This window comes from Ruegeria sp. BJ3 (assembly GCF_056535665.1).
In genome coordinates this window covers 47,431-66,891 of record NZ_JBQFIT010000001.1, presented here as the reverse complement: position 1 = coordinate 66,891, position 19,461 = coordinate 47,431, and the positions used below count along the sequence as shown (strand labels likewise).

16 protein-coding genes and 1 riboswitch are annotated in these 19,461 nt (G+C 61.8%); of the genes, 8 read left to right on the top strand and 8 right to left on the bottom strand.

The genetic code is table 11. The features are described from left to right. Positions 1–8: 8 nt before the first annotated feature. Positions 9–111: riboswitch (TPP riboswitch) on the bottom strand. Between the two features lie 126 nt (positions 112–237). Further along, on the bottom strand, positions 238–1,380 hold the full coding sequence (gene dnaJ, locus ACR3EL_RS00315; protein ID WP_170361153.1) for a molecular chaperone DnaJ: 1,143 nt from the start codon (positions 1,378–1,380) through the stop codon (positions 238–240). 74 nt (positions 1,381–1,454) lie between these two features. Beyond that, entirely contained in the window at positions 1,455–3,362 is a 1,908-nt protein-coding gene (gene dnaK / locus ACR3EL_RS00310) for a molecular chaperone DnaK (RefSeq protein WP_170340730.1), read from the bottom strand. Between the two features lie 213 nt (positions 3,363–3,575). Here dnaK and ACR3EL_RS00305 point away from each other — a divergent pair, with 213 nt between their 5' ends. Continuing rightward, positions 3,576–4,178 carry an alpha-ketoglutarate-dependent dioxygenase AlkB family protein gene (locus tag ACR3EL_RS00305; RefSeq protein ID WP_170369008.1) on the top strand — a complete coding sequence of 201 codons (603 nt, stop codon included), beginning with the start codon at positions 3,576–3,578 and terminating at the stop codon, positions 4,176–4,178. On the opposite strand, the gene ACR3EL_RS00300 is transcribed toward ACR3EL_RS00305, so the two are convergent. Further along, positions 4,175–4,996, bottom strand: a complete 822-nt coding sequence (locus ACR3EL_RS00300) for an ABC transporter permease (protein WP_170369007.1) — start codon at positions 4,994–4,996, stop codon at positions 4,175–4,177. The two genes, ACR3EL_RS00305 and ACR3EL_RS00300, sit on opposite strands and share 4 nt — an antisense overlap. 122 nt (positions 4,997–5,118) lie before the next feature. On the opposite strand from ACR3EL_RS00300, the gene cysQ reads away from it, so the two are divergent. The 7 genes from cysQ to ACR3EL_RS00265 all read left to right on the top strand — a co-directional run bounded on the left by cysQ (position 5,119) and on the right by ACR3EL_RS00265 (position 13,139). Continuing rightward, positions 5,119–5,916 (top strand): 3'(2'),5'-bisphosphate nucleotidase CysQ, encoded by a 798-nt coding sequence (gene cysQ, locus ACR3EL_RS00295; protein WP_480719960.1) that lies wholly within the window; start codon positions 5,119–5,121, stop codon positions 5,914–5,916. Continuing rightward, complete coding sequence (locus tag ACR3EL_RS00290; RefSeq protein ID WP_170340725.1) at positions 5,916–6,716, top strand: 3-deoxy-manno-octulosonate cytidylyltransferase family protein; 801 nt, start codon at positions 5,916–5,918, stop codon at positions 6,714–6,716. Before cysQ ends, ACR3EL_RS00290 begins: the two co-directional genes overlap by 1 nt. Before the next feature lie 73 nt (positions 6,717–6,789). Next, entirely contained in the window at positions 6,790–7,773 is a 984-nt protein-coding gene (galE, locus tag ACR3EL_RS00285) for a UDP-glucose 4-epimerase GalE (RefSeq protein ID WP_480719957.1), read from the top strand. Positions 7,774–7,780: 7 nt separating this feature from the next. After that, positions 7,781–8,824, top strand: coding sequence for a glycosyltransferase family 2 protein (locus ACR3EL_RS00280; RefSeq protein ID WP_170340722.1), 1,044 nt, complete (start codon positions 7,781–7,783; stop codon positions 8,822–8,824). A gap of 185 nt (positions 8,825–9,009) precedes the next feature. Beyond that, positions 9,010–9,996, top strand: a complete 987-nt coding sequence (locus ACR3EL_RS00275; RefSeq protein WP_170340720.1) for a glycosyltransferase family 2 protein — start codon at positions 9,010–9,012, stop codon at positions 9,994–9,996. Further along, positions 9,993–11,696 (top strand): DUF5927 domain-containing protein, encoded by a 1,704-nt coding sequence (locus ACR3EL_RS00270; protein WP_480719954.1) that lies wholly within the window; start codon positions 9,993–9,995, stop codon positions 11,694–11,696. Before ACR3EL_RS00275 ends, ACR3EL_RS00270 begins: the two co-directional genes overlap by 4 nt. 6 nt (positions 11,697–11,702) lie before the next feature. Further along, the gene (locus tag ACR3EL_RS00265; protein ID WP_480719952.1) at positions 11,703–13,139 is read left to right on the top strand and encodes a nodulation protein NodH; all 1,437 of its coding nucleotides are present in this window, start codon (positions 11,703–11,705) and stop codon (positions 13,137–13,139) included. On the opposite strand, the gene ACR3EL_RS00260 is transcribed toward ACR3EL_RS00265, so the two are convergent. Genes ACR3EL_RS00260 through ACR3EL_RS00240 form a run of 5 tightly spaced genes read right to left on the bottom strand, consistent with a single transcriptional unit; the run spans position 13,123 to position 19,452 of the window. Further along, positions 13,123–13,641 (bottom strand): L,D-transpeptidase family protein, encoded by a 519-nt coding sequence (locus ACR3EL_RS00260; protein WP_170340715.1) that lies wholly within the window; start codon positions 13,639–13,641, stop codon positions 13,123–13,125. The genes ACR3EL_RS00265 and ACR3EL_RS00260 overlap by 17 nt on opposite strands. Positions 13,642–13,697: 56 nt before the next feature. Further along, positions 13,698–14,483 carry an ion transporter gene (locus tag ACR3EL_RS00255; protein WP_480722451.1) on the bottom strand — a complete coding sequence of 262 codons (786 nt, stop codon included), beginning with the start codon at positions 14,481–14,483 and terminating at the stop codon, positions 13,698–13,700. A gap of 20 nt (positions 14,484–14,503) precedes the next feature. After that, the gene (locus ACR3EL_RS00250; protein ID WP_170340714.1) at positions 14,504–15,733 is read right to left on the bottom strand and encodes a class I SAM-dependent RNA methyltransferase; all 1,230 of its coding nucleotides are present in this window, start codon (positions 15,731–15,733) and stop codon (positions 14,504–14,506) included. Positions 15,734–15,772: 39 nt separating this feature from the next. Then, entirely contained in the window at positions 15,773–17,605 is a 1,833-nt protein-coding gene (locus ACR3EL_RS00245; RefSeq protein ID WP_480719949.1) for an ABC transporter ATP-binding protein, read from the bottom strand. Further along, positions 17,602–19,452: an ABC transporter ATP-binding protein gene (locus ACR3EL_RS00240; protein ID WP_170340711.1), complete on the bottom strand. Its 1,851-nt coding sequence runs from the start codon at positions 19,450–19,452 to the stop codon at positions 17,602–17,604. Before ACR3EL_RS00240 ends, ACR3EL_RS00245 begins: the two co-directional genes overlap by 4 nt. Positions 19,453–19,461: the final 9 nt, after the last annotated feature.

The window sequence follows — 19,461 nt, the reverse complement described above, 5'->3', positions numbered from 1 at the left end:
AAAACGTCTGAGTGTTTTAGACCGTTCCCTCCGCCGGTATTGCCCGGATCAGGTTCGATGGGTTGGCTCGCGCCTCTCAGCCCCGGTTCCGGGGCACCCCAACGGTTGGCGCGGACATTCTCAAGGCTGAGGCCGAGAATCAAGGGCCAATTCCGCGCAGTTTCGGGCCAATCTGGACTTAGAAAACAAAAAAGCCGGCGATGATACGCCGGCCTTTCGGGGTCTGGAACGCTGGGATCAGCTTTGCATCCTTTCCCAGAAGGATTTAACGGACGAGAAAAAGCTTTTCGATTCCGGGTGGTTGTCCTCTCCCAGATCGTCGAACTCCTGCAGCAGCTCTTTTTGCCGCGCGGTCAGGTTGACCGGAGTCTCGACCGCAAGCTCGATGAACATGTCACCGATACCGCCGCCCCGCAGCGCAGGCATACCCTTGCCGCGCAGGCGCATCTGCCGGCCCGACTGGCTGCCGGCCGGAATCTGCACCCGGCCGCGGCCACCGTCGATGGTGGGCACTTCGATCGAGCCGCCCAGCGCCGCCTTCGCCATGCTGACAGGCACGCGGCAATACAGGTTCGGGCCGTCCCGCTCGAACAGTTTGTGCGGAGTCACCTCGACAAAGATGTAGAGATCGCCCGGAGGACCGCCGCGCATTCCGGCCTCGCCCTCGCCCGCCAAACGGATACGGGTGCCAGTTTCGACGCCCGCCGGAATGTTGACCGACAGCGCGCGTTCCTTCTCGACCCGGCCCGAGCCATGGCAGGATTTGCAGGGGTTCTTGATGATTTGTCCCAGACCAGCACAGGTCGGGCAGCTGCGCTCGACAGTGAAAAAGCCCTGTTGTGCGCGTACCTTGCCCATGCCGGAACAGGTCGGGCAGGTGGTTGGTTCAACTCCGCCCTCGGCGCCGGTGCCCTCGCAGGACGAACAGGCCACGGCTGTCGGGACGTTGATGGTTTTCTGCAGGCCGGAATAGGCCTCTTCCAGCGAAACCCTCAGGTTGTAGCGAAGGTCCGAACCGCGAGCAGCCCGGCGTCCGCCGCCGCCACGCTGTCCACCCATGAAATCGCCGAACAGGTCATCGAACACATCGGAAAACGCGCTGGAGAAATCGCCCGATCCAAAGCCGCCACCACGCTGGCCTCCGCCCATGCCATTCTCGAACGCAGCATGGCCGAACCGGTCATAGGCGGCCTTTTTGTCAGCGTCGCGCAGAACGTCATAGGCCTCGTTGGCCTCTTTGAACAGGGCCTCGGCGTCCGGGTTGTCTTTATTGCGATCGGGGTGCAGCTCTTTCGCCTTCCGGCGAAAAGCTTTCTTGATCTCATCCGCCGAAGCACCCTTGGACACGCCGAGCACTTCGTAATAGTCGCGTTTTGACATCGGTATTTCCTTCTGCCTCAACGTAAACGGGCCGGCCCGGCATCCGGACCGGCCCGAATTGGCCCGGTTACCCGTTAGTTGCGCTTGTCATCGTCCAGGTCTTCGAACTCGGCATCGACGATGTCGTCATCGCCGGGCCCCGCATCCGCGGCTGCCGGTTCTTCACTGGCCTCTTCGGACTGCGCCTTGTAGATCGCCTCGCCCAGTTTCATGGACGCTTCGGTCACGTTCTGGATGCCGGCCTTGATCTTGTCGGCATTGTCCGATTCCAATTCGTCCTTGAGCGCGGCCACGGCCAGTTCGATCGCCTCGACGGTCGCCGGATCGACCTTGTCGCCATGCTCCTCGAGCGATTTCTCGGTCGCGTGGATCAGGCTTTCGGCCTGGTTCTTGGCTTCGACCAGTTCCTTGCGCTTGCGGTCGGCTTCGGCGTTCTCTTCGGCGTCCTTGACCATCTTTTCGATGTCTTCCTCCGACAGTCCGCCCGAGGCCTGGATCGTGATCTTCTGTTCCTTGCCGGTGCCCTTGTCCTTGGCCGAAACCGAGACAATGCCGTTGGCGTCGATGTCGAAGGTCACCTCGATCTGAGGCATGCCGCGCGGGGCCGGCGGGATGTCTTCAAGGTTGAACTGGCCCAGGATCTTGTTGTCCGCAGCCATTTCACGCTCACCCTGGAACACCCGGATGGTCACGGCGTTCTGGTTGTCCTCGGCGGTCGAGAAGACCTGAGACTTCTTGGTCGGGATCGTGGTGTTGCGATCGATCAGGCGGGTAAACACGCCGCCCAGGGTTTCGATACCCAGCGACAGCGGGGTTACGTCCAGCAGAACCACGTCCTTGACGTCGCCTTGCAGAACACCGGCCTGGATCGCAGCACCCATGGCCACGACTTCGTCCGGGTTCACGCCTTTGTGCGGCTCTTTGCCGAAGAACTTGGTCACCTCTTCGATGACTTTCGGCATTCGGGTCATACCACCGACCAGAACAACCTCATCCACATCGCTGGCCGAGATGCCGGCGTCTTTCAGAGCGGCCTGGCAGGGCTTCAGCGACTTCTTGATCAGGTCGCCGACCAGCGATTCCAGCTTGGCACGGGTCAGCTTCATGACCATGTGCAGCGGCTGGCCGTTCGCGCCCATCGAGATGAACGGCTGGTTGATCTCGGTCTGGGTGGTCGAGCTGAGCTCGATCTTGGCCTTCTCTGCGGCTTCTTTCAGACGCTGCAGCGCCATCTTGTCCTGGCTCAGGTCGACGCCGTGTTCTTTTTTGAACTCGTCCGCCAGGTAGTTGACGATGCGCATGTCAAAGTCTTCACCACCCAAGAAGGTATCACCGTTGGTCGATTTGACCTCGAACAGGCCGTCGTCGATTTCCAGGATGGTCACGTCGAAGGTACCACCGCCAAGGTCATAGACCGCGATGGTCTGGCTGTCCTGCTTGTCCAGGCCATAGGCCAGCGCGGCGGCAGTCGGTTCGTTGATGATCCGCAGCACTTCCAGACCGGCGATCTTGCCGGCGTCCTTGGTGGCCTGACGCTGGGCGTCGTTGAAATAGGCCGGAACGGTGATCACGGCCTGCGTGACTTCTTCACCCAGATAGCTTTCGGCGGTTTCTTTCATCTTGCCGAGGATGAAGGCCGAGATCTGGCTTGGGGAGTATTTCTGCCCGCGGGCCTCGACCCAAGCGTCGCCGTTGCCGCCATCGACGATGGCGTAGGGCACCATTTTCTTGTCCTTCTGGACTTCTGCGTCATCCACACGACGCCCGATCAGGCGCTTGACGCCAAAAATCGTGTTGTCGGGGTTGGTGACCGCCTGGCGTTTCGCCGGCTGCCCGACCAGTCGCTCGTCTTCGGTGAAGGCGACGATCGAGGGCGTGGTCCGCGCCCCTTCCGCGTTTTCGATGACCTTCGGCTGCGCGCCGTCCATGATGGCTACGCACGAGTTGGTGGTCCCAAGGTCAATCCCGATTACTTTTCCCATTTTTCGATCCCTTTCTTTTCAAGGCGATGTCCCGAGGCCGGAACCCGTTACGGCATCCCTGCCCCGATCTGCTGGGCGCGACAGGTCTACACCATCGCGCGTCCCGGCGTATATAAGGGCGAGGCCTGAGGCCTGCAAGCGTTGTGAAATGCAGGTTTTCGGGAATTTTGGGCCTTTTTCGGCAAGGATTTCAAAAGGAATGAGGTTTCTGTCATGACGCGCCTGAATTTACGGGGGTTCGACATCCGAAAAGGCCATCTGGACGGCGCCGCTCAGCGGCAGATCATCGAGCTTCTGCGGCCGATTCTGAAAGCCGCTCCGCTGTTTCATCCCAGCACCGCTTCGGGGCGCAAGATGTCGGTGCGCATGACGTCTGCCGGAACGTTGGGCTGGGTGTCGGACGGGGCCGGATACCGGTACCAGGACGCGCACCCCAAGGGCATGGCGTGGCCCGCCATTCCGGACCCGATCCTGTCGATCTGGCGCGACCTTGCCGGAACCTCTCGAGACCCCGATTGCTGTCTGATCAACTATTACGGCGAAGGCGCAAAGATGGGGATGCACCAGGACAAGGACGAGGCCGATTTCTCGTGGCCGGTCCTGTCGGTTTCGCTGGGCGATGACGCCTTGTTCCGGATCGGCAACACGACCCGCGGCGGCAAGACCGAGTCCGTCTGGCTGAGTTCCGGCGACGTGGTCGTCATGGGGGGTCCCGCTCGGTTGGCCTATCACGGCATCGACCGGATCCGGTTCGGGTCTTCGCGCCTGCTGCCCAAAGGGGGCCGGATCAACCTGACGCTGCGCGTGGCAACCTAACGGCGCGCATCCCAGCTTTTTGAGATGTGCTTACGGGTAAAGAACTCTCCCAGCAACCCGATCATCATCAGGGCGATGCCGACCCACAGCGCATATTCCCAGCTGGAGTTGCGCGGAAAGTAGTTGCGAAACACGAAACCGCGGCACTGATCGATCACGTGAAACAACGGGTTCCAGGCGAACATGGCCAGCATCCATCCGCCCAGCGCATTGCCTACGAACATCTTGCCCGAGAAGATCATGTTCATCCGGCGATAGACATTGCTCAGTATGGTGGAGGTCTGCGGCATCCACGGCTTGAGCGCCATGAAGACCAGACCGACCGCGCAGCCGGTGTACCACGCAAGGATCAGCATGGCGAACGCACCGCCCGGGTCCTGCATCTCGATCGGATTGACCGCAACGCTGTAGACGAACAGGATCACCAGGATTGAAACGACCTGCGTGTACAAGGTCCCGAAGGCCGCGGCCAAAAGCAGAACCATCATGTTCATCGGCGAATGCAGCATCATGGGATTGTTGGTGCCCCCAAGCCCCGCGATCGCACCGACGGACTTGATGTGCGTCATGAAAAGAAAGATGCCGGAAAGGATGTACAGGATGAACTCACCCCGGATCTTGGCCACCCGTCCGCCCAGAAACGACATGATGAAATAGAACACGGTCGCCATCAAAACGACTTGGACGATGTTCATCATGATGGCGACTACGGCGTTGGAATGCTGCGAGCGGATGTTGCGGACCACGGCGTGAAACACCAGTTCCGCAAGGTTGAATGCCCCACCCACAAGGCTGCTGCTTCGCTTGTAATAGAACACTCGAACGCTCTTTCCCGGTTTTGTTCCGCCAGCGTGGCACGAATTCCTTGCCGTTCCGTATCCGGCACAGCATAAGTTCGTCAGGTTTTCGGATCAACAAACCATGGAAACGGAGCATTTTTGTGACCTATGACGACCTCATCCCCGTGATCAGACGCCTGGCCCTCGAAGCGGGCGACAAGATCATGGAGATCTACAATGCCGATGATTTTGACGTGAAGGTCAAATCCGATTCCAGCCCCGTGACCGAAGCCGACGAAGCCGCCGATGCGCTGATCTCGGCCGGGCTGCGCGCCGCCTTTCCCGACATCCTGCTGGTGACCGAGGAGCAGGCCGCGTCGCACAGCAAGCAGGGCGATACTTTCCTGATCGTCGATCCGCTGGACGGCACCAAGGAATTCATCAACCGACGTGGCGATTTCACCGTGAACATCGCGCTGGTCGAAAACGGCGTGCCCACCCGCGGCGTGGTCTATGCCCCGGCCCGCGGGCGCATGTTCTATACCCTGGCCGATGGCCGATCGGTCGAAGAAATCGGCGCTCTGGACAAGGACAAACCGGGCGAGGTCACGCCGATATCAGTCTCTGATCCGGACAATTCGGCGCTTTTGGTGGTGGCCTCGAAATCGCATCGCGACCAGGCCACGGATGACTACATCAACAAATACCAGGTCAAAGACAGCAAGTCGGCGGGCTCGTCGCTGAAATTCTGCCTTGTGGCCACGGGCGAGGCCGACCTCTACCCGCGTGTCGGCCGCACGATGGAGTGGGACACCGCCGCTGGCCACGCGGTGCTGGCCGGTGCCGGGGGCCATGTGGTGCGTTTCGAAGACCACGCACCGCTGACCTATGGCAAGGAAGGCTATGCCAACCCGTTCTTCATCGCCTATGCCCCGGGCGTCGAACTCAAGGAGGCCTGATGTCGGTTCTGATCGCGATCCCCGCCCGCTATGCCTCGACCCGCTATCCGGGCAAACCGCTGGTGCCGCTGACCGGCGCAACAGGAAAGCCCATGACCCTGATCGAGCGGTCCTGGCGCGCGGCCATGTCGGTTTCGGGCGTCGACCGGGTGGTGGTGGCCACCGATGACGACCGCATCCGCGCTGCGGCCGAGGGCTTTGGCGCCGAGGTGGTGATGACCTCGGAAAGCTGCGCCAACGGCACCGAGCGCTGCGCCGAGGCGCATGACAGGCTGGGCGGCGGGTACGAGATCGTGGTCAACCTGCAGGGCGACGCCCCCCTGACCCCGCATTGGTTCATCGAGGATCTGGTCAATGGCCTGCGCGCCGCGCCCGAGGCCGGCGTGGCCACGCCGGTGCTGCGGTGCGACGGCGAGGCGCTGAACGGGCTGCTGAACGACCGCAGGCATGGCCGGGTGGGCGGCACCACCGCCGTTTTCGCGTCCGATCACAGCGCGCTCTATTTCTCGAAGGAAGTGATCCCCTTCACCGCCGAAACCTATGCCGGGTCGGATCCGACGCCGGTGTTCCACCATGTGGGCGTCTACGCCTACCGCCCCGACGCGCTGGCCGCCTATCCGAGCTGGCCGGTCGGACCGCTGGAGCAGCTCGAGGGGCTGGAACAGCTGCGGTTCATGGAAAACGGGCGCAAGGTTCTGTGTGTCGAGGTCGAGGCAAAAGGCCGCCAGTTCTGGGAGTTGAACAATCCGCAGGACGTGACCAAGATCGAAAGCATGATGTCCGCGATGGGGTTGGAATAGACGCAAATTCCCCGTTCCCCGCGGGCAGCCTGGCAGCTAACCCATGACCGGCAGACATTCGGCAGGACCACGGATGACCAATATACTTGTGACCGGCGGCGCCGGATATATCGGATCTCATGCCTGCAAGGCACTGGCGCGGGCGGGCTATGTGCCCGTGACCTATGACAACCTCGTCACCGGCTGGCAGGATGCGGTGAAATTCGGCCCGTTCGAACAGGGCGATCTGCTGGACCGCGCGCGGCTGGATCAGGTCTTTGCCACGTACAAACCGGCGGCGGTGATGCATTTCGCCGCGCTCAGCCAGGTCGGCGAAGCCATGAGCGAGCCGGGCCGGTACTGGCGCAACAACGTCACCGGATCACTGAACCTGATCGAGGCGGCCGTGGCCGCCGGTTGCCTGGATTTCGTGTTCTCGTCCACCTGCGCGACCTATGGCGACCACGACAACGTGGTGCTGGACGAAACCACGCCGCAGCACCCGCTGAACGCCTACGGCGCCTCGAAACGCGCGATCGAGGACATCCTGCGCGATTTCGAACAGGCGCACGGGTTGAACCACGTGATCTTTCGCTATTTCAACGTGGCCGGTGCCGACCCCGACGGCGACGTGGGCGAGTTCCACCGTCCCGAGACCCATCTGGTTCCGCTGTTGTTGGACGCGATCGACGGCAAGCGCGACGCGCTGACCGTCTATGGCACCGATTACGACACGCCCGACGGCACCTGCATCCGCGACTATGTCCATGTCTGCGACCTGGTGGATGCGCATGTGCTGGGCCTGCACTGGCTGGAACAGGGCAAGGGCAGCCGGGTTTTCAATCTGGGCACCGGCACCGGGTTTTCGGTGAAAGAGGTGATCGCGCAATCGCACAGCGTGACCAACCGCGAAGTGCCCTTCAATGTCGGTCCGCGCCGGGCGGGCGATTGCACCAAGCTGGTGTCAGGTTCGACCCGGGCCGTGGCCGAGCTGGGCTGGCGGCCGAAACGTTCGCGGCTGGAGGTGATGATCGCCGATGCCTGGCGCTGGCATCAGAATGGCCACTACGAAAAGTGATCGTGCCATGGGCGCAGCTGTGAAAACCGACGAAAACGCCCCGGGCTGGATTCGCAGATACCGCCTGCGCCTGAAACGCAAGCGCCTGTTGTGGCGGTCCTTCCGCAGCCGCCACGCGGTGACGCCGGTATCGGACAAGACCCGGCTGATCGCGCCCACCGACATTCTGGCCTTTACCACCCTGCGCACCGAGATCGCGCGCCTGCCCTGGTTCCTGCGCCACTATCGCCGGCTGGGGGTCGATCATTTCCTGATGGTCGACAACGGCAGCGATGACGGCTCGGTCACTTATCTGCTCAACCAACCGGACGTGTCGCTGTGGCAAACGCAGGCCAGCTATCGCGAGGCGCGGTTCGGGCTGGACTGGCTGACCTGGTTGCAGATGCGGCATGGCCACGGCCACTGGACCCTGATGGTGGATGCCGACGAACTTCTGATCTATGCCCATCACGACAGCCGCGACCTGCGCGATCTGACGGGATGGCTGGACCAAATCGGACAGCCGGCCTTTGGCGCGCTGATGCTTGATCTATACCCGAAAGGCCCGTTGGGCACGGCGCCCTATGACCCCGAGACCGACCCGACCGAAACTTTGAACTGGTTCGATCCCGCCCCTTACAGGGCGCGCCGGCAAGAGCCGCTGGGAAACCTGTGGGTGCAAGGCGGCGTTCGCGAACGCGCCTTCTTTGCCGATTGCCCGGACCGGTCTCCAACTCTGAACAAGATTCCGCTGGTGAAGTGGGACCGTCGCTATGCCTTCGTGAACTCCTGCCACTCGGCGCTGCCCCGACACCTGAATTTTGCCTATGACGGGCCTTCCGGGCAAACCCCCTCGGGCGTCCTGTTGCACACGAAATTCCTGCCGCAAGTCGTCGAGAAGTCGCGCATCGAAAAACAAAGGCGCCAGCATTTTCATGATCCCGACCAATTCGGGCCATACTATGATGGCATCATTGCCGGGCCCGACCTTTGGACTCCACAATCAGAACGGTATTCAGGCTGGGCGCATCTGCAGAGCCTTGGACTGCTGTCAGCGGGCGGGTGGACGTGAACGGGGAATCCTGTGCCCCAAAAACCCGTGCTTGGCTAACGGCTTTTAAATACATTGCTTCGCAAGGTGCGAAAATGTCATAAAACGTTAGTGTCCGGCTCCCGTCTGGCCAAATGCGGACCCCGGACATGCTCGCGTATTACAAGAAGGTTGGGCAGCGCGTGAGCCTTTTGGATTCTTACCGGATGAGACTGCGGCGCAAGCGCCGTCTTGTGCGCTGCATCCGCCGAAGACGCGATCTGCGCACCGTCCGCAACAACACCCGGCGGATCCGGTCCGGTGATGTTCTGCTGATGAGCGTCGTGCGCAACGAAAAGATCCGCCTGCCCTATTTTCTGGACTATTACCGCAAGCTGGGCGTCCGGCATTTCCTGTTCGTCGACAATGACAGCACGGATGGCACGCTGGACTATCTCAAGGCGCAGCCCGATGTCTCGGTCTGGTATACGAATGCCAGCTATCGCCGTTCTACATTCGGGATCGACTGGTCCAACTACTTGCTGCGGAAATACGCCCATGGACACTGGGTCCTGACCGTAGATCCGGACGAGTTCCTGATCTATCCGTTCTGCGACACACGTCCCATCGACGCGCTGACCGATTGGCTGGACGGCACCGGAGTGCGCAGTTTCGGGACGATGCTGCTGGACATGTATCCCGAGGGGCCGATTCAGGACGCCACCTATCACGAGGGGCAAGACCCCTTCGAGATTGCCGCATGGTTCGACTCGGGCAACTACATGATCACCAAGAACCCCGCCTATGGAAACCTGTGGATTCAGGGCGGGCCACGGGCAAGGGTTTTCTTTCAGGACAAGCCCGCGAAAGCGCCCGCGCTGAACAAGATCCCTCTGGTCAAATGGGATCGGCGCTATGTCTATGTCAGCTCGACCCATGCGCTGCTGCCGCGCGGCCTGAACCAGGTCTACGACGAGTGGGGCGGCGAGAAAACCAGCGGCGCATTGCTGCATGCCAAGCTGATCAACACGCTGGGTGACAAAGCCCGCGAAGAACTGCAGCGCGGTGAACACTACCGCGCGTCCGGCGAATACAGGGCCTATGTCGACCAGTTGGAGAGCAAACCGGTTTTCTGGTGCAAATGGTCCGAGAAATACATCAACTGGCGCCAACTTGAGATTCTGGGTCTGATGTCCAAAGGGAACTGGGCATGAGCGGGACCCTGGGCATCGTGATGCTGGTCCACACTGCGCTGGACCGGGCTGAGCAGGTTGCCCGGCACTGGACCGCGGCAGGTTGTCCGGTGGTCATCCACGTCGACCGCAAAGTCGACCCGGCCGTGTTCGAAGATTTTGTCGCGGCCTGTGGTGATGATCCGCTGATCCTGTTCTGCGACCGCCAGGCCTGCGAGTGGGGCGGCTGGGGTATCGTTGCGGCTTCGCAATCTGCCGCGACGCTGATGCTGGAGCGCTTTCCCGACGTACGCCATGTCTTTCTGTCATCGGGCTCTTGTCTGCCATTGCGCCCGGTTCAGGACCTGATCGATTACCTGAGCGACCGGCCTCGCGTGGATTTCATTGAAAGCGCCACCACCGCCGATGTCAGTTGGACCGTGGGCGGGCTGGACCTTGAACGCTTTACCCTTCGGTTTCCCTTCTCGTGGCGCAAACACCGCAAGCTGTTTGACCGCTTCGTCAAGCTTCAGCGCGCGGTCGGATATCGGCGGACAATCCCCAACGGACTGATCCCGCATATGGGCAGCCAGTGGTGGTGCCTGACTCGGCAGACCCTGACCGCGATCCTGCAAGACCCCAAGAGAGAGGTCTATGATCGATACTTCCGGCATGTCTGGATCCCCGACGAAAGCTATTTCCAGACGCTGGCGCGGCTCTATTCCACCCAGATCGAAAGCCGATCGCTGACCCTGTCGAAATTCGACTATCAGGGCCGCCCGCACATCTTCTATGACGATCACCTGCAGTTGCTGCGCCGATCCGATTGTTTTGTCGCCCGCAAGATCTGGCCGCGCGCCGACCGGCTGTATCAGGCGTTTCTGAACGATCAGTATCTCGCCGGAAAACCCGCCGAGCCCAATCCCGGCAAGATCGACCGCGTTTTTTCCAAAGCGGTCGAGCGTCGTACCCGCGGCCGCGACGGCCTGTACATGCAAAGTCGTTTTCCCCGCCATGGCAGCGAAAACGGCCTGACCGCGTTTCCTTACTCCGTGTTTCAGGGTTTTTCCGAGTTGTTTGAGGGCTTTGAAAGCTGGCTGGGCAATGCGTCAGGCGCCCGCGTCCATGGGCATCTGTTCAACCCCACGCGTGCCGAGTTTGCCGAAGGCGAGACCATCCTGAACGGGTCCCTCAGCGACAACGCCGTTTTACGCGACTACAATCCGACGGCTTTTCTTTCGAACCTGATCTGGAACACCCGGGGCGAACGCCAGTGTTTTCAATTCGGCCCCGCTGACACCCAGAAGATCAATTGGTTTCTGGCGAGAGACAAGAACGCACAGGTCTGCGTGGTCACCGGTGCCTGGGCTGTTCCGCTGTTTCGGTCGAACATGAATTTCGCCGACATCCGCGCCGAAGCGGCCCGCCTGCAAAAGATCGAGACCGAACAGCTTGAGGTGCTGGATTCCGTGTGGACCAAAGCGCGCGTGCATGTTTGGTCAATGGCCGAATTCGTTGAGTCTCCGATGGAACATCTGCAAACCGTTCTTGAAGAGATGGGCGCGACGCAGCCCAGCCATCTGATCGAGGCGCCGACGATGGTTGATCTGGCCGGGTTTGGAAAGTTCCTGCAAAACCTCAAGAACCAGGGAATGCACCCTCACCTGATGGGCGACTTTCCTGCCGACGATGTATTCGGCAATCAGACCCGCCCGTATCGCAAGCCCTACCTGGTGCAATGACCCCGCATGCCGACCGACTTTGACTATTTCATCATTCTTGCCGAAATGCGCACCGGGTCGAACCTGCTGGAGGCAAACCTGAATGCGTTGGACGGCGTGCAGTGTCATGGCGAGGCGTTCAATCCGCACTTCATCGGATACCCGAAAGCAACCGAAGTGCTGGGTTTCTCACTGGAAGACAGGGATGCTGCGCCGGACCGCCTGATTGAAGCGATGCGTTTCGCGCCGGAGGGTCTGCACGGGTTTAGGTTTTTTCACTCGCACGACCCGCGGGCCCTGACGATGGCGCTGAACGATCCGCGCTGCGCAAAGATCATTCTCAACCGCAACCCGTTGGACAGCTACATCTCACTCAAGATTGCGCGGGAGACTCAGCAGTGGATGCTGACCAACGTGAAACGCAGGCGCGCCACCAAGGTTGCGTTTGATGCGGACGAGTTTCGGGACTACGTGGATGAGCAGCAGGCGTTTCAGCTGAGTTTGGTCAATCAGCTGCAAAAAACGGGCCAGACCGCATTTTACATCGGTTACGAGGATCTGACCCAACTGGATGTTCTGAACGGACTGGCGGCGTGGCTGGGGGTTGAGGCGCGTCTGGATCAACTGGCCCCGGATCTCAAACCTCAGAACCCGGAACCGGCCCTGTCCAAAGTGACCAATCCCGAAGCCATGGATGCGGCCCTTGCGGCGCTGGACCGGTTCAACCTGCACCGAACGCCGAACTTCGAACCACGACGGGGCCCGGCCGTTTCGCGTCATATCGCGGCCGCGGAAACGCCGTTGATGTATCTGCCGATCCGTGGTGGACCGGAACAGATCGTGGCCCAATGGATGTCCGATCTGGATGGCGGCGAGCTGATCACCGACCGAAACCAGAAACAGGTGCGCCGCTGGATGAAGGCGCATCCGGGTCACCGGAAATTCACGGTCCTGCGGCACCCGTTGGCGCGGGCGCATTCGGTGTTTTGCGAACGGATCCTCGGCACCGGGCCCGGCGCATATACCGGAATCCGCAACCGGCTGCGCAACGGGTTCAAGTTGCCTATCCCGGGCCAGGTGCGCGACGGAAACTATTCGCTCGAGCAGCACTATCAGGCGTTTTCGGCGTTTCTTGAGTTTCTGCAGCTGAATCTTTCTGGCCAGACCCCGATCCGGGTCGACGGGTTGTGGTGTTCACAAGCCCGCATGTTGGAAGGGATCGCGGGCTTTGCCCTGCCCGACCTCATACTGCGCGAGGAAGAGATGGCCGCCGCGCTACCGGATCTGGCCCGCGGCCTAGGGCACAATGCCCCGCCGAAGCCCGGCGTGCCCGCGCCGGACCAGCCCTATTCGTTGGATCAGATCTACGATGACAAGCTCGAGGCGCTGGCCGAGGAAGCCTATCAGCGCGACTATCTGCAGTTCGGATTCGGAAAATGGCGGCCTATCAGGGCCGCACGGTGATCAACGTCCCTTCGTTCACCATCGCATAGATCTCTTCGATCTCTTCGTTCTTGACGGCGATGCAGCCAGCGGTCCAATCCGGCGTCTTCTTCGCGCGCTTGAATTCCTTGCGCAGGTTCGGTTGGCCGTGAATGAAAATGTCTCCACCCGGGTCGAAGCCCATCGCCTTTGCCTTGGCGATATCCTGGCTGTTGGGATAGGAAATCCCCAGCGACAGGTGATATCGGCTGCGAGGGTTGCGGCGGTCGATCAGGTAACTGCCTTCGGGTGTGCGACCGTCTCCGCGCTTGACCTTTGTGCCGCTTGGAGCGAACCCAAGCTCGACATCATATTCGCGCAAGATCTGCTCGTGATGCAGCAGGTACATCTTGCGCGCGCCCTTGTTCACCACGATGGATGTCACCTCGGGTCCGTTGTAGGTTAGAAACCGGGGGCCCGCACTTCCACAAGCCGAAAGGCTCAGTGTTGCCAGTGCACCCAATCCAAATGCTCGACGATCCATGATTTCACTGCCTGCTCGTTTTTTCGCATAATGCCAAAATCCGGCAGAAACGGAAATCACTTTTTGCTGTTCATATGCTCGGTCAGGCGGCGTTCGATCGATTCAAGCCGGTCCAGCACCTCGTCCCGATAGGCATCTGTCTTGACTTCATCCTCGGCGTGGTGGGCATCCTGCATCGAATTCACGATCAGACCGACCAGCAGGTTCACGACCGCGAAGGTCGTGACCATGATGAAGGGCACGAAGAACAGCCAGGCGTAGGGATAGACCTCCATCACCGGGCGCACGATGCCCATCGACCAGCTTTCCAACGTCATGATCTGGAACAGGGTATAGGCCGACAGACCCAGATCACCGAACCACTCCGGAAAGCTGTCCGAGAACAGTTTGGTCGAGATCACCGCGCCGATATAAAACAGGATCGCCATCAGCAGGAACACGCTGCCCATGCCCGGCAACGCCTGGATGAACCCCTCGACTACCCGGCGCAGACGCGGCGCAACCGAGATCACCCGCAGCACCCGCAGGATCCGCAACGCACGCAACACTGAAATACCCGCACCGCCGGGCACCAACGCGATGCCGACGATCACGAAATCGAAAATGTTCCAGCCATTGAGGAAGAAACGGCGCCCGTTGGCGACCAGTTTCATCGCGATCTCGGCCACGAAGATGGTCAGGCAGATGGTGTCGAGCAGCACGATCACCGGCCCGAATTTCGCCATCAGGCCGTCCGAGGTTTCCATGCCCAGCAGAACTGCGTTCACCAGGATGACGCCGGTGATGAATTGCGAAAACCGCGGGTTTTCGACAAAGTCCTGCAGGCGCTGCCGGATCGTCATGCGAAGGGTCTCCTGTCGGGTCATGGATTCTCTGCCAGTTTGAAGCCGCCCACCAATTCGCTGTGGGATGACCATCGAAATTGGTCAACCACTTGGACCCATTCAAGGGCATAGCCCGCCTGAACAAGATTTTTTGCATCCCGCGCGAAGGTCACAGGGTTGCAGGACACATAGGCGATGACCGGACGGCGGGCCTGAGCCAGCTCGGCCACCTGGGCCTCGGCGCCGGCGCGCGGCGGGTCCAGAACCACGGCGTCAAAGCGGCGCAGTTCGTCCGGCATCAAGGGGCGGCGGAACAGGTCGCGCGCCTCGGTCGTGACCTGTTTCAATCCCGTGGACTTGCGCCAGCCCTGATCCAGCGCGCGGGTCATGTCGGCCGCGCCTTCAACGGCATGAACCTCGGCCCGTTGCGCCAGCGGCAACGAGAACGTGCCGCAGCCCGCGAACAGATCAACCACCCGTTTGGCCGGGCCGACAATCTCCAAAACTGCCAGTGTTAGAGCCTGTTCTCCATCTTTTGTGGCCTGGAGGAAAGCCCCCGGCGGCGGGACCACCGTGGCCGGACCAAAACGCTGTGCGGGTGGGTTGCGCATGGCGATCACCTCGCCATCCCAGGCCAGCCGCGCCAAGCCGTGCTGCTCGGTCGCCTGCGCAAGCGCCAGTTCCAGCGGGCCGTCCAGAGGTTTGCCGCCCTGCACCGCCACGTCCAGCCCGGCTTCGGATAGGGTCAGGGTGACAGACAACACGCCCTTGCGGCTGCCGCCCAGTTCGGCCAGCGCCTTGGCCACGGGGATGACGGCGGTCAGCGCAGGATCCAGCAGCTGGCAATCAGGAATCTCGGTGATCACGTCCGAGGCGCGGCCGTGGAACCCCGCCAGCGCGCCCTTCTTGGTGCGGCGCACCGCGATGGTGGCGCGGCGACGCGACTGCGGCGGCGACGTCAGGATCGGGCGCATCTCGGCCTGCAGCCCCTGAGCAGCCAGCGCGGTACGCACCACCTCGACCTTCCAATCGGCCACGAAGGCGTCCGAGGCGTGCTGCAACTGGCAGCCGCCGCAGCTTTTGTAGTGGCGGCACGGCGGTTTGACCCGATCGTCCGACGGCGTCAGCACCTTGATATCGGTCAGCTCCGAGCCGTCCAGCAGGCCGCTGACCCGCTCGCCAGGCAGCGTTCGGGGGGCATAGACCGGGCCCTCGGCGATGCCGTCGCCCTGATGCCCGAGGCGGAGAATGGTGTATTCCTGCGTCATGGCCTGCCTGATAGCCGGGCTGATGCGCCAACAAAACCCTTATTCGGCGGCCTCGGTCTGGATGAACCCGCCCGACTGGCGGTGCCAGAACCGCGCATACAGCCCGCCCTGCGCCAGCAGGGTGTCATGCGGCCCGCTCTCCACGATGCGCCCGTGATCCAGAACGATGATCCGGTCCATCTCGCTGAGCGTGGACAGGCGGTGGGCGATGGCCAGAACGGTCTTGCCCTCCATCACCCGGTGCAGCGCGGTCTGGATCGCGGCCTCGACCTCGGAATCCAGCGCCGAGGTCGCCTCGTCCAGCACAAGGATCGGCGCGTCCTTCAGGATTGCGCGGGCCAGCGCGATGCGCTGACGCTGACCGCCGCTCAGCTTGACGCCGCGCTCGCCCAGATGCGCGTCATAGCCCTTGCGCCCCTGCCCGTCCTGCAGATCGAGGATGAAATCATGCGCTTCGGCCTTTTTGGCCGCGGCGATCATCTGGTCTTCGGTGGCATCGGGCCGGCCGTACAGGATGTTGTCGCGGGCCGAGCGGTTGAACATCGCGGTTTCCTGCGTGACCATGCCGATCTGGCGGCGCAGGCTGTCCTGCGTGACGCGGGCAATGTCCTGCCCGTCGATCAGAATCTGCCCATTTTCCCTGTCGTAGAGCCTGAGAAGCAGCGAAACCAGAGTGGATTTTCCCGCCCCCGAGGCGCCGACGATTCCCAGTTTTTCGCCCGGCTGCACCGTCAGTGTCAGGTCCGAGACCCCGCCCACGTCGCGACCATAGGCAAAGCTGACATCGCGAAACTCGATCCGGCCCTCGGGCACCGTCAACTCGGTGGCGTCCGGCGCATCCTCGACCCGGTCAGGCCGCGCCAGGGTTTTCATGCCGTTCTCGATCTCGCCCACATGGGCGTAGATCCCCATCAGAGTAAAGCTTACCCAGCCCGTCATCTGCGCGATGCGGATCGAAATGGCGCCCGCCGCCACGATATCCCCGGTGGTCGCCGACCCCGCCTGCCACAGCCACAAGGTGGCGCCCAACAGCAGAACCGGCAGAAGCCCCGCCAGTGTCATCAAAATGAACCGGAAACTGGCCGACAGTTTGCCAAAGGCCAGCGACTTGTCGCGCAGCGCAACCATCGAGTCGCGGGCGGCCTGATCCTCGAATTCGGAATGGGCAAACAGCTTGACCGTCTTGATGTTGGTGATCGTGTCAACAACCTGCCCCGACACCATCGCCCGTGCCCCGGCCCGCGCGGCCGAGCGTGTGCGGATCCGTGGCAGGTACCAGCGCACCAGCAGGAAATACACCGCCAGCCAAGCCACGAAGGGCAGCATGACCAGAGGATGAATATACCCTAACAACAGCAAAGACCCCAAAAGCGAGGCGAGGGCAAAGACGATGGCGCTGATGGTTTCGGACACGACTGAGGTCAGCGCATTGGCCGTCTGCATCTGTTTCTGGGCGATGCGACCGGCAAAATCGTCGTCGAAATAGGTGACCGACTGGCCCAGCGTCCAGCGGTTCAGCTTGGCCAGCACCAGCGGCGGGATATTGGGCATGACGATATAGTTGTTCGAAACCGAGGACAGCCCGAACAGCAGCGGCCGGATCAGCATGAAGAACGCCACAGCGCCCAGGATCATCCACAGGTTTCGCGGTGTCAGAAAGTTCTCGGGTCCGCTGGCGGTCGCCATGTCGATCACCCAGCCCAGTATCCAGGCGGTTCCGGCCTCCATTGCACCTGCCAGCGCGGAAAACAGCGCGGCGGCGAACAAAATGGGCCAGGCACCTGTCAGGCACCAGCGAATGAACGCCCCCAGCCTTTGCGGCGGGGGCGTCTGGGTGGGTTCAAATGGTTTGATCAGGTCTGCGACCGTCATTCTGCTGCCTCTTCCGCAGGCTCGGGGTTCATGAAGCCACCAGATTGGCGCGCCCAGAACTGGGCGTAAAGACCGCCCTGCTCCAAAAGATCGGCATGGGTGCCTTCCTCGACGATCCGGCCTCCGTCCATCACAAGGATCCGGTCCATCTGGGCGATGGTGCTGAGGCGGTGCGCAATGGCGATCACGGTCTTGCCCTGCATCATGCCGTACAGCGTCTCCTGGATTGCGGCTTCGACCTCGGAATCTAGGGCGGATGTGGCCTCGTCCAACAACAAGATCGGCGCGTCCTTCAGGATCACCCGCGCCAGCGTCACCCGCTGCCGCTGTCCACCGCTCAGCTTGACGCCGCGCTCGCCCACATGGGCGTCATAGCCGGTGCGGCCCTGCGGGTCCTGCAGGTCGAGGATGAAGTCATGCGCCTCGGCCTGTTTGGCGGCGGCGATCATCTGGTCTTCGGTGGCATCGGGGCGGCCATACAGGATGTTGTCGCGCACCGAGCGGTGCAGCAGCGCGCCGTCCTGCTGAACCATGCCGATATTGCGGCGCAGGCTGTCCTGGGTAACGATGCGGATGTCCTGCCCGTCGATCAGGATCGCGCCGCTTTCCACGTCGTAGAACCGCAAGAGCAGCTTGACCAAGGTCGACTTCCCGGCCCCCGAGCGCCCGATCAACCCGACCTTTTCGCCCGGCTGGATGGTCAGATTGACATGATCCAGCCCGCCGGTCTCGCGGCCATAGTGGTGCGACAGGTCGCGGATCTCGATCCGGCCATCGGTCAGTTGCAATGGCTTGGCGCCCGGTGCATCCAGCAGGTCGACAGGCTGGGCGATGGTCTCCATCCCCTCGGCCACGACGCCCAGCTGGCGGAAGAAGCTTGTCAACGCCCACATGATCCACCCGGTCATGGCATTCAGCCGCAGCGTCAGCGCAGTGGCCGCCGCCACCACCCCGACCGAGGCGCTGCCCTGCATCCACAGGTAAATGGCCCAGCCGACCACACCGATGATCAGCACGCCGTTCAGCGCGACCAGAACGGCATCCATGATGGTGAAGATGCGCATTTCGATCTGGAAGGTGCGCCGGGTCTCTTCGATCGCTTCGCGCGCATAATCGAGTTCCTGCCGGGCATGGGCGAACATCTTGACCGAATGGATGTTGGTATAGCTGTCCACCACCCGGCCCGTCACCGTAGACCGCGCATCGGACGCGGCCTGCGACGCCGGCCCCACCCGCTGCACCGTCCAGCGCACCAGCAGCGCATAAAGCGCGAACCAGATCAGCAGCGGCAGCAGCAGGCGCGGATCAGCAGCCACCAGCAGGATCGCGGCGCCGATCAGATAGGCCAGCGAGAACGAAATCGCATCGAACACCTGGAACACCACCTCGCCCGCGGCGGGCGGGGTCTGCATGATGCGGTTGGCGATGCGCCCGGCAAAGTCATTCTCGAACCAGCCGACCGACTGGCGAAGAACGTGCTTGTGCGCCCGCCAGCGGATCAGCGTGCCGAAATTGGGCAGGATCGCATTGTTCAGCAGCAACACGTCCAGCACATGCAGGATAGGTCGCAGGAACAGGATGAACAGCGCGACCAGGACCAGCTCGGTCCCGTGGGCCTGCCAGACCTCGGACGGTGATCCGCCCAGCAGGTCGACGACCCGGCCCATGTAATAGATCAGCCCGATCTCGACCGCGGCCACGATGATCGACATCAGCGCGGCCCAGAAGAAGACACGCCGAAAAGGGCGGGAATAATCCAGCATGAAGGGCCACAGCCGTGTCGGCGGCCGGTCGACCTCTTCATAGGCAACAAAAGGGTCTACAAGGTTTTCGAAAAAGCGAAACATGGAGGTGCT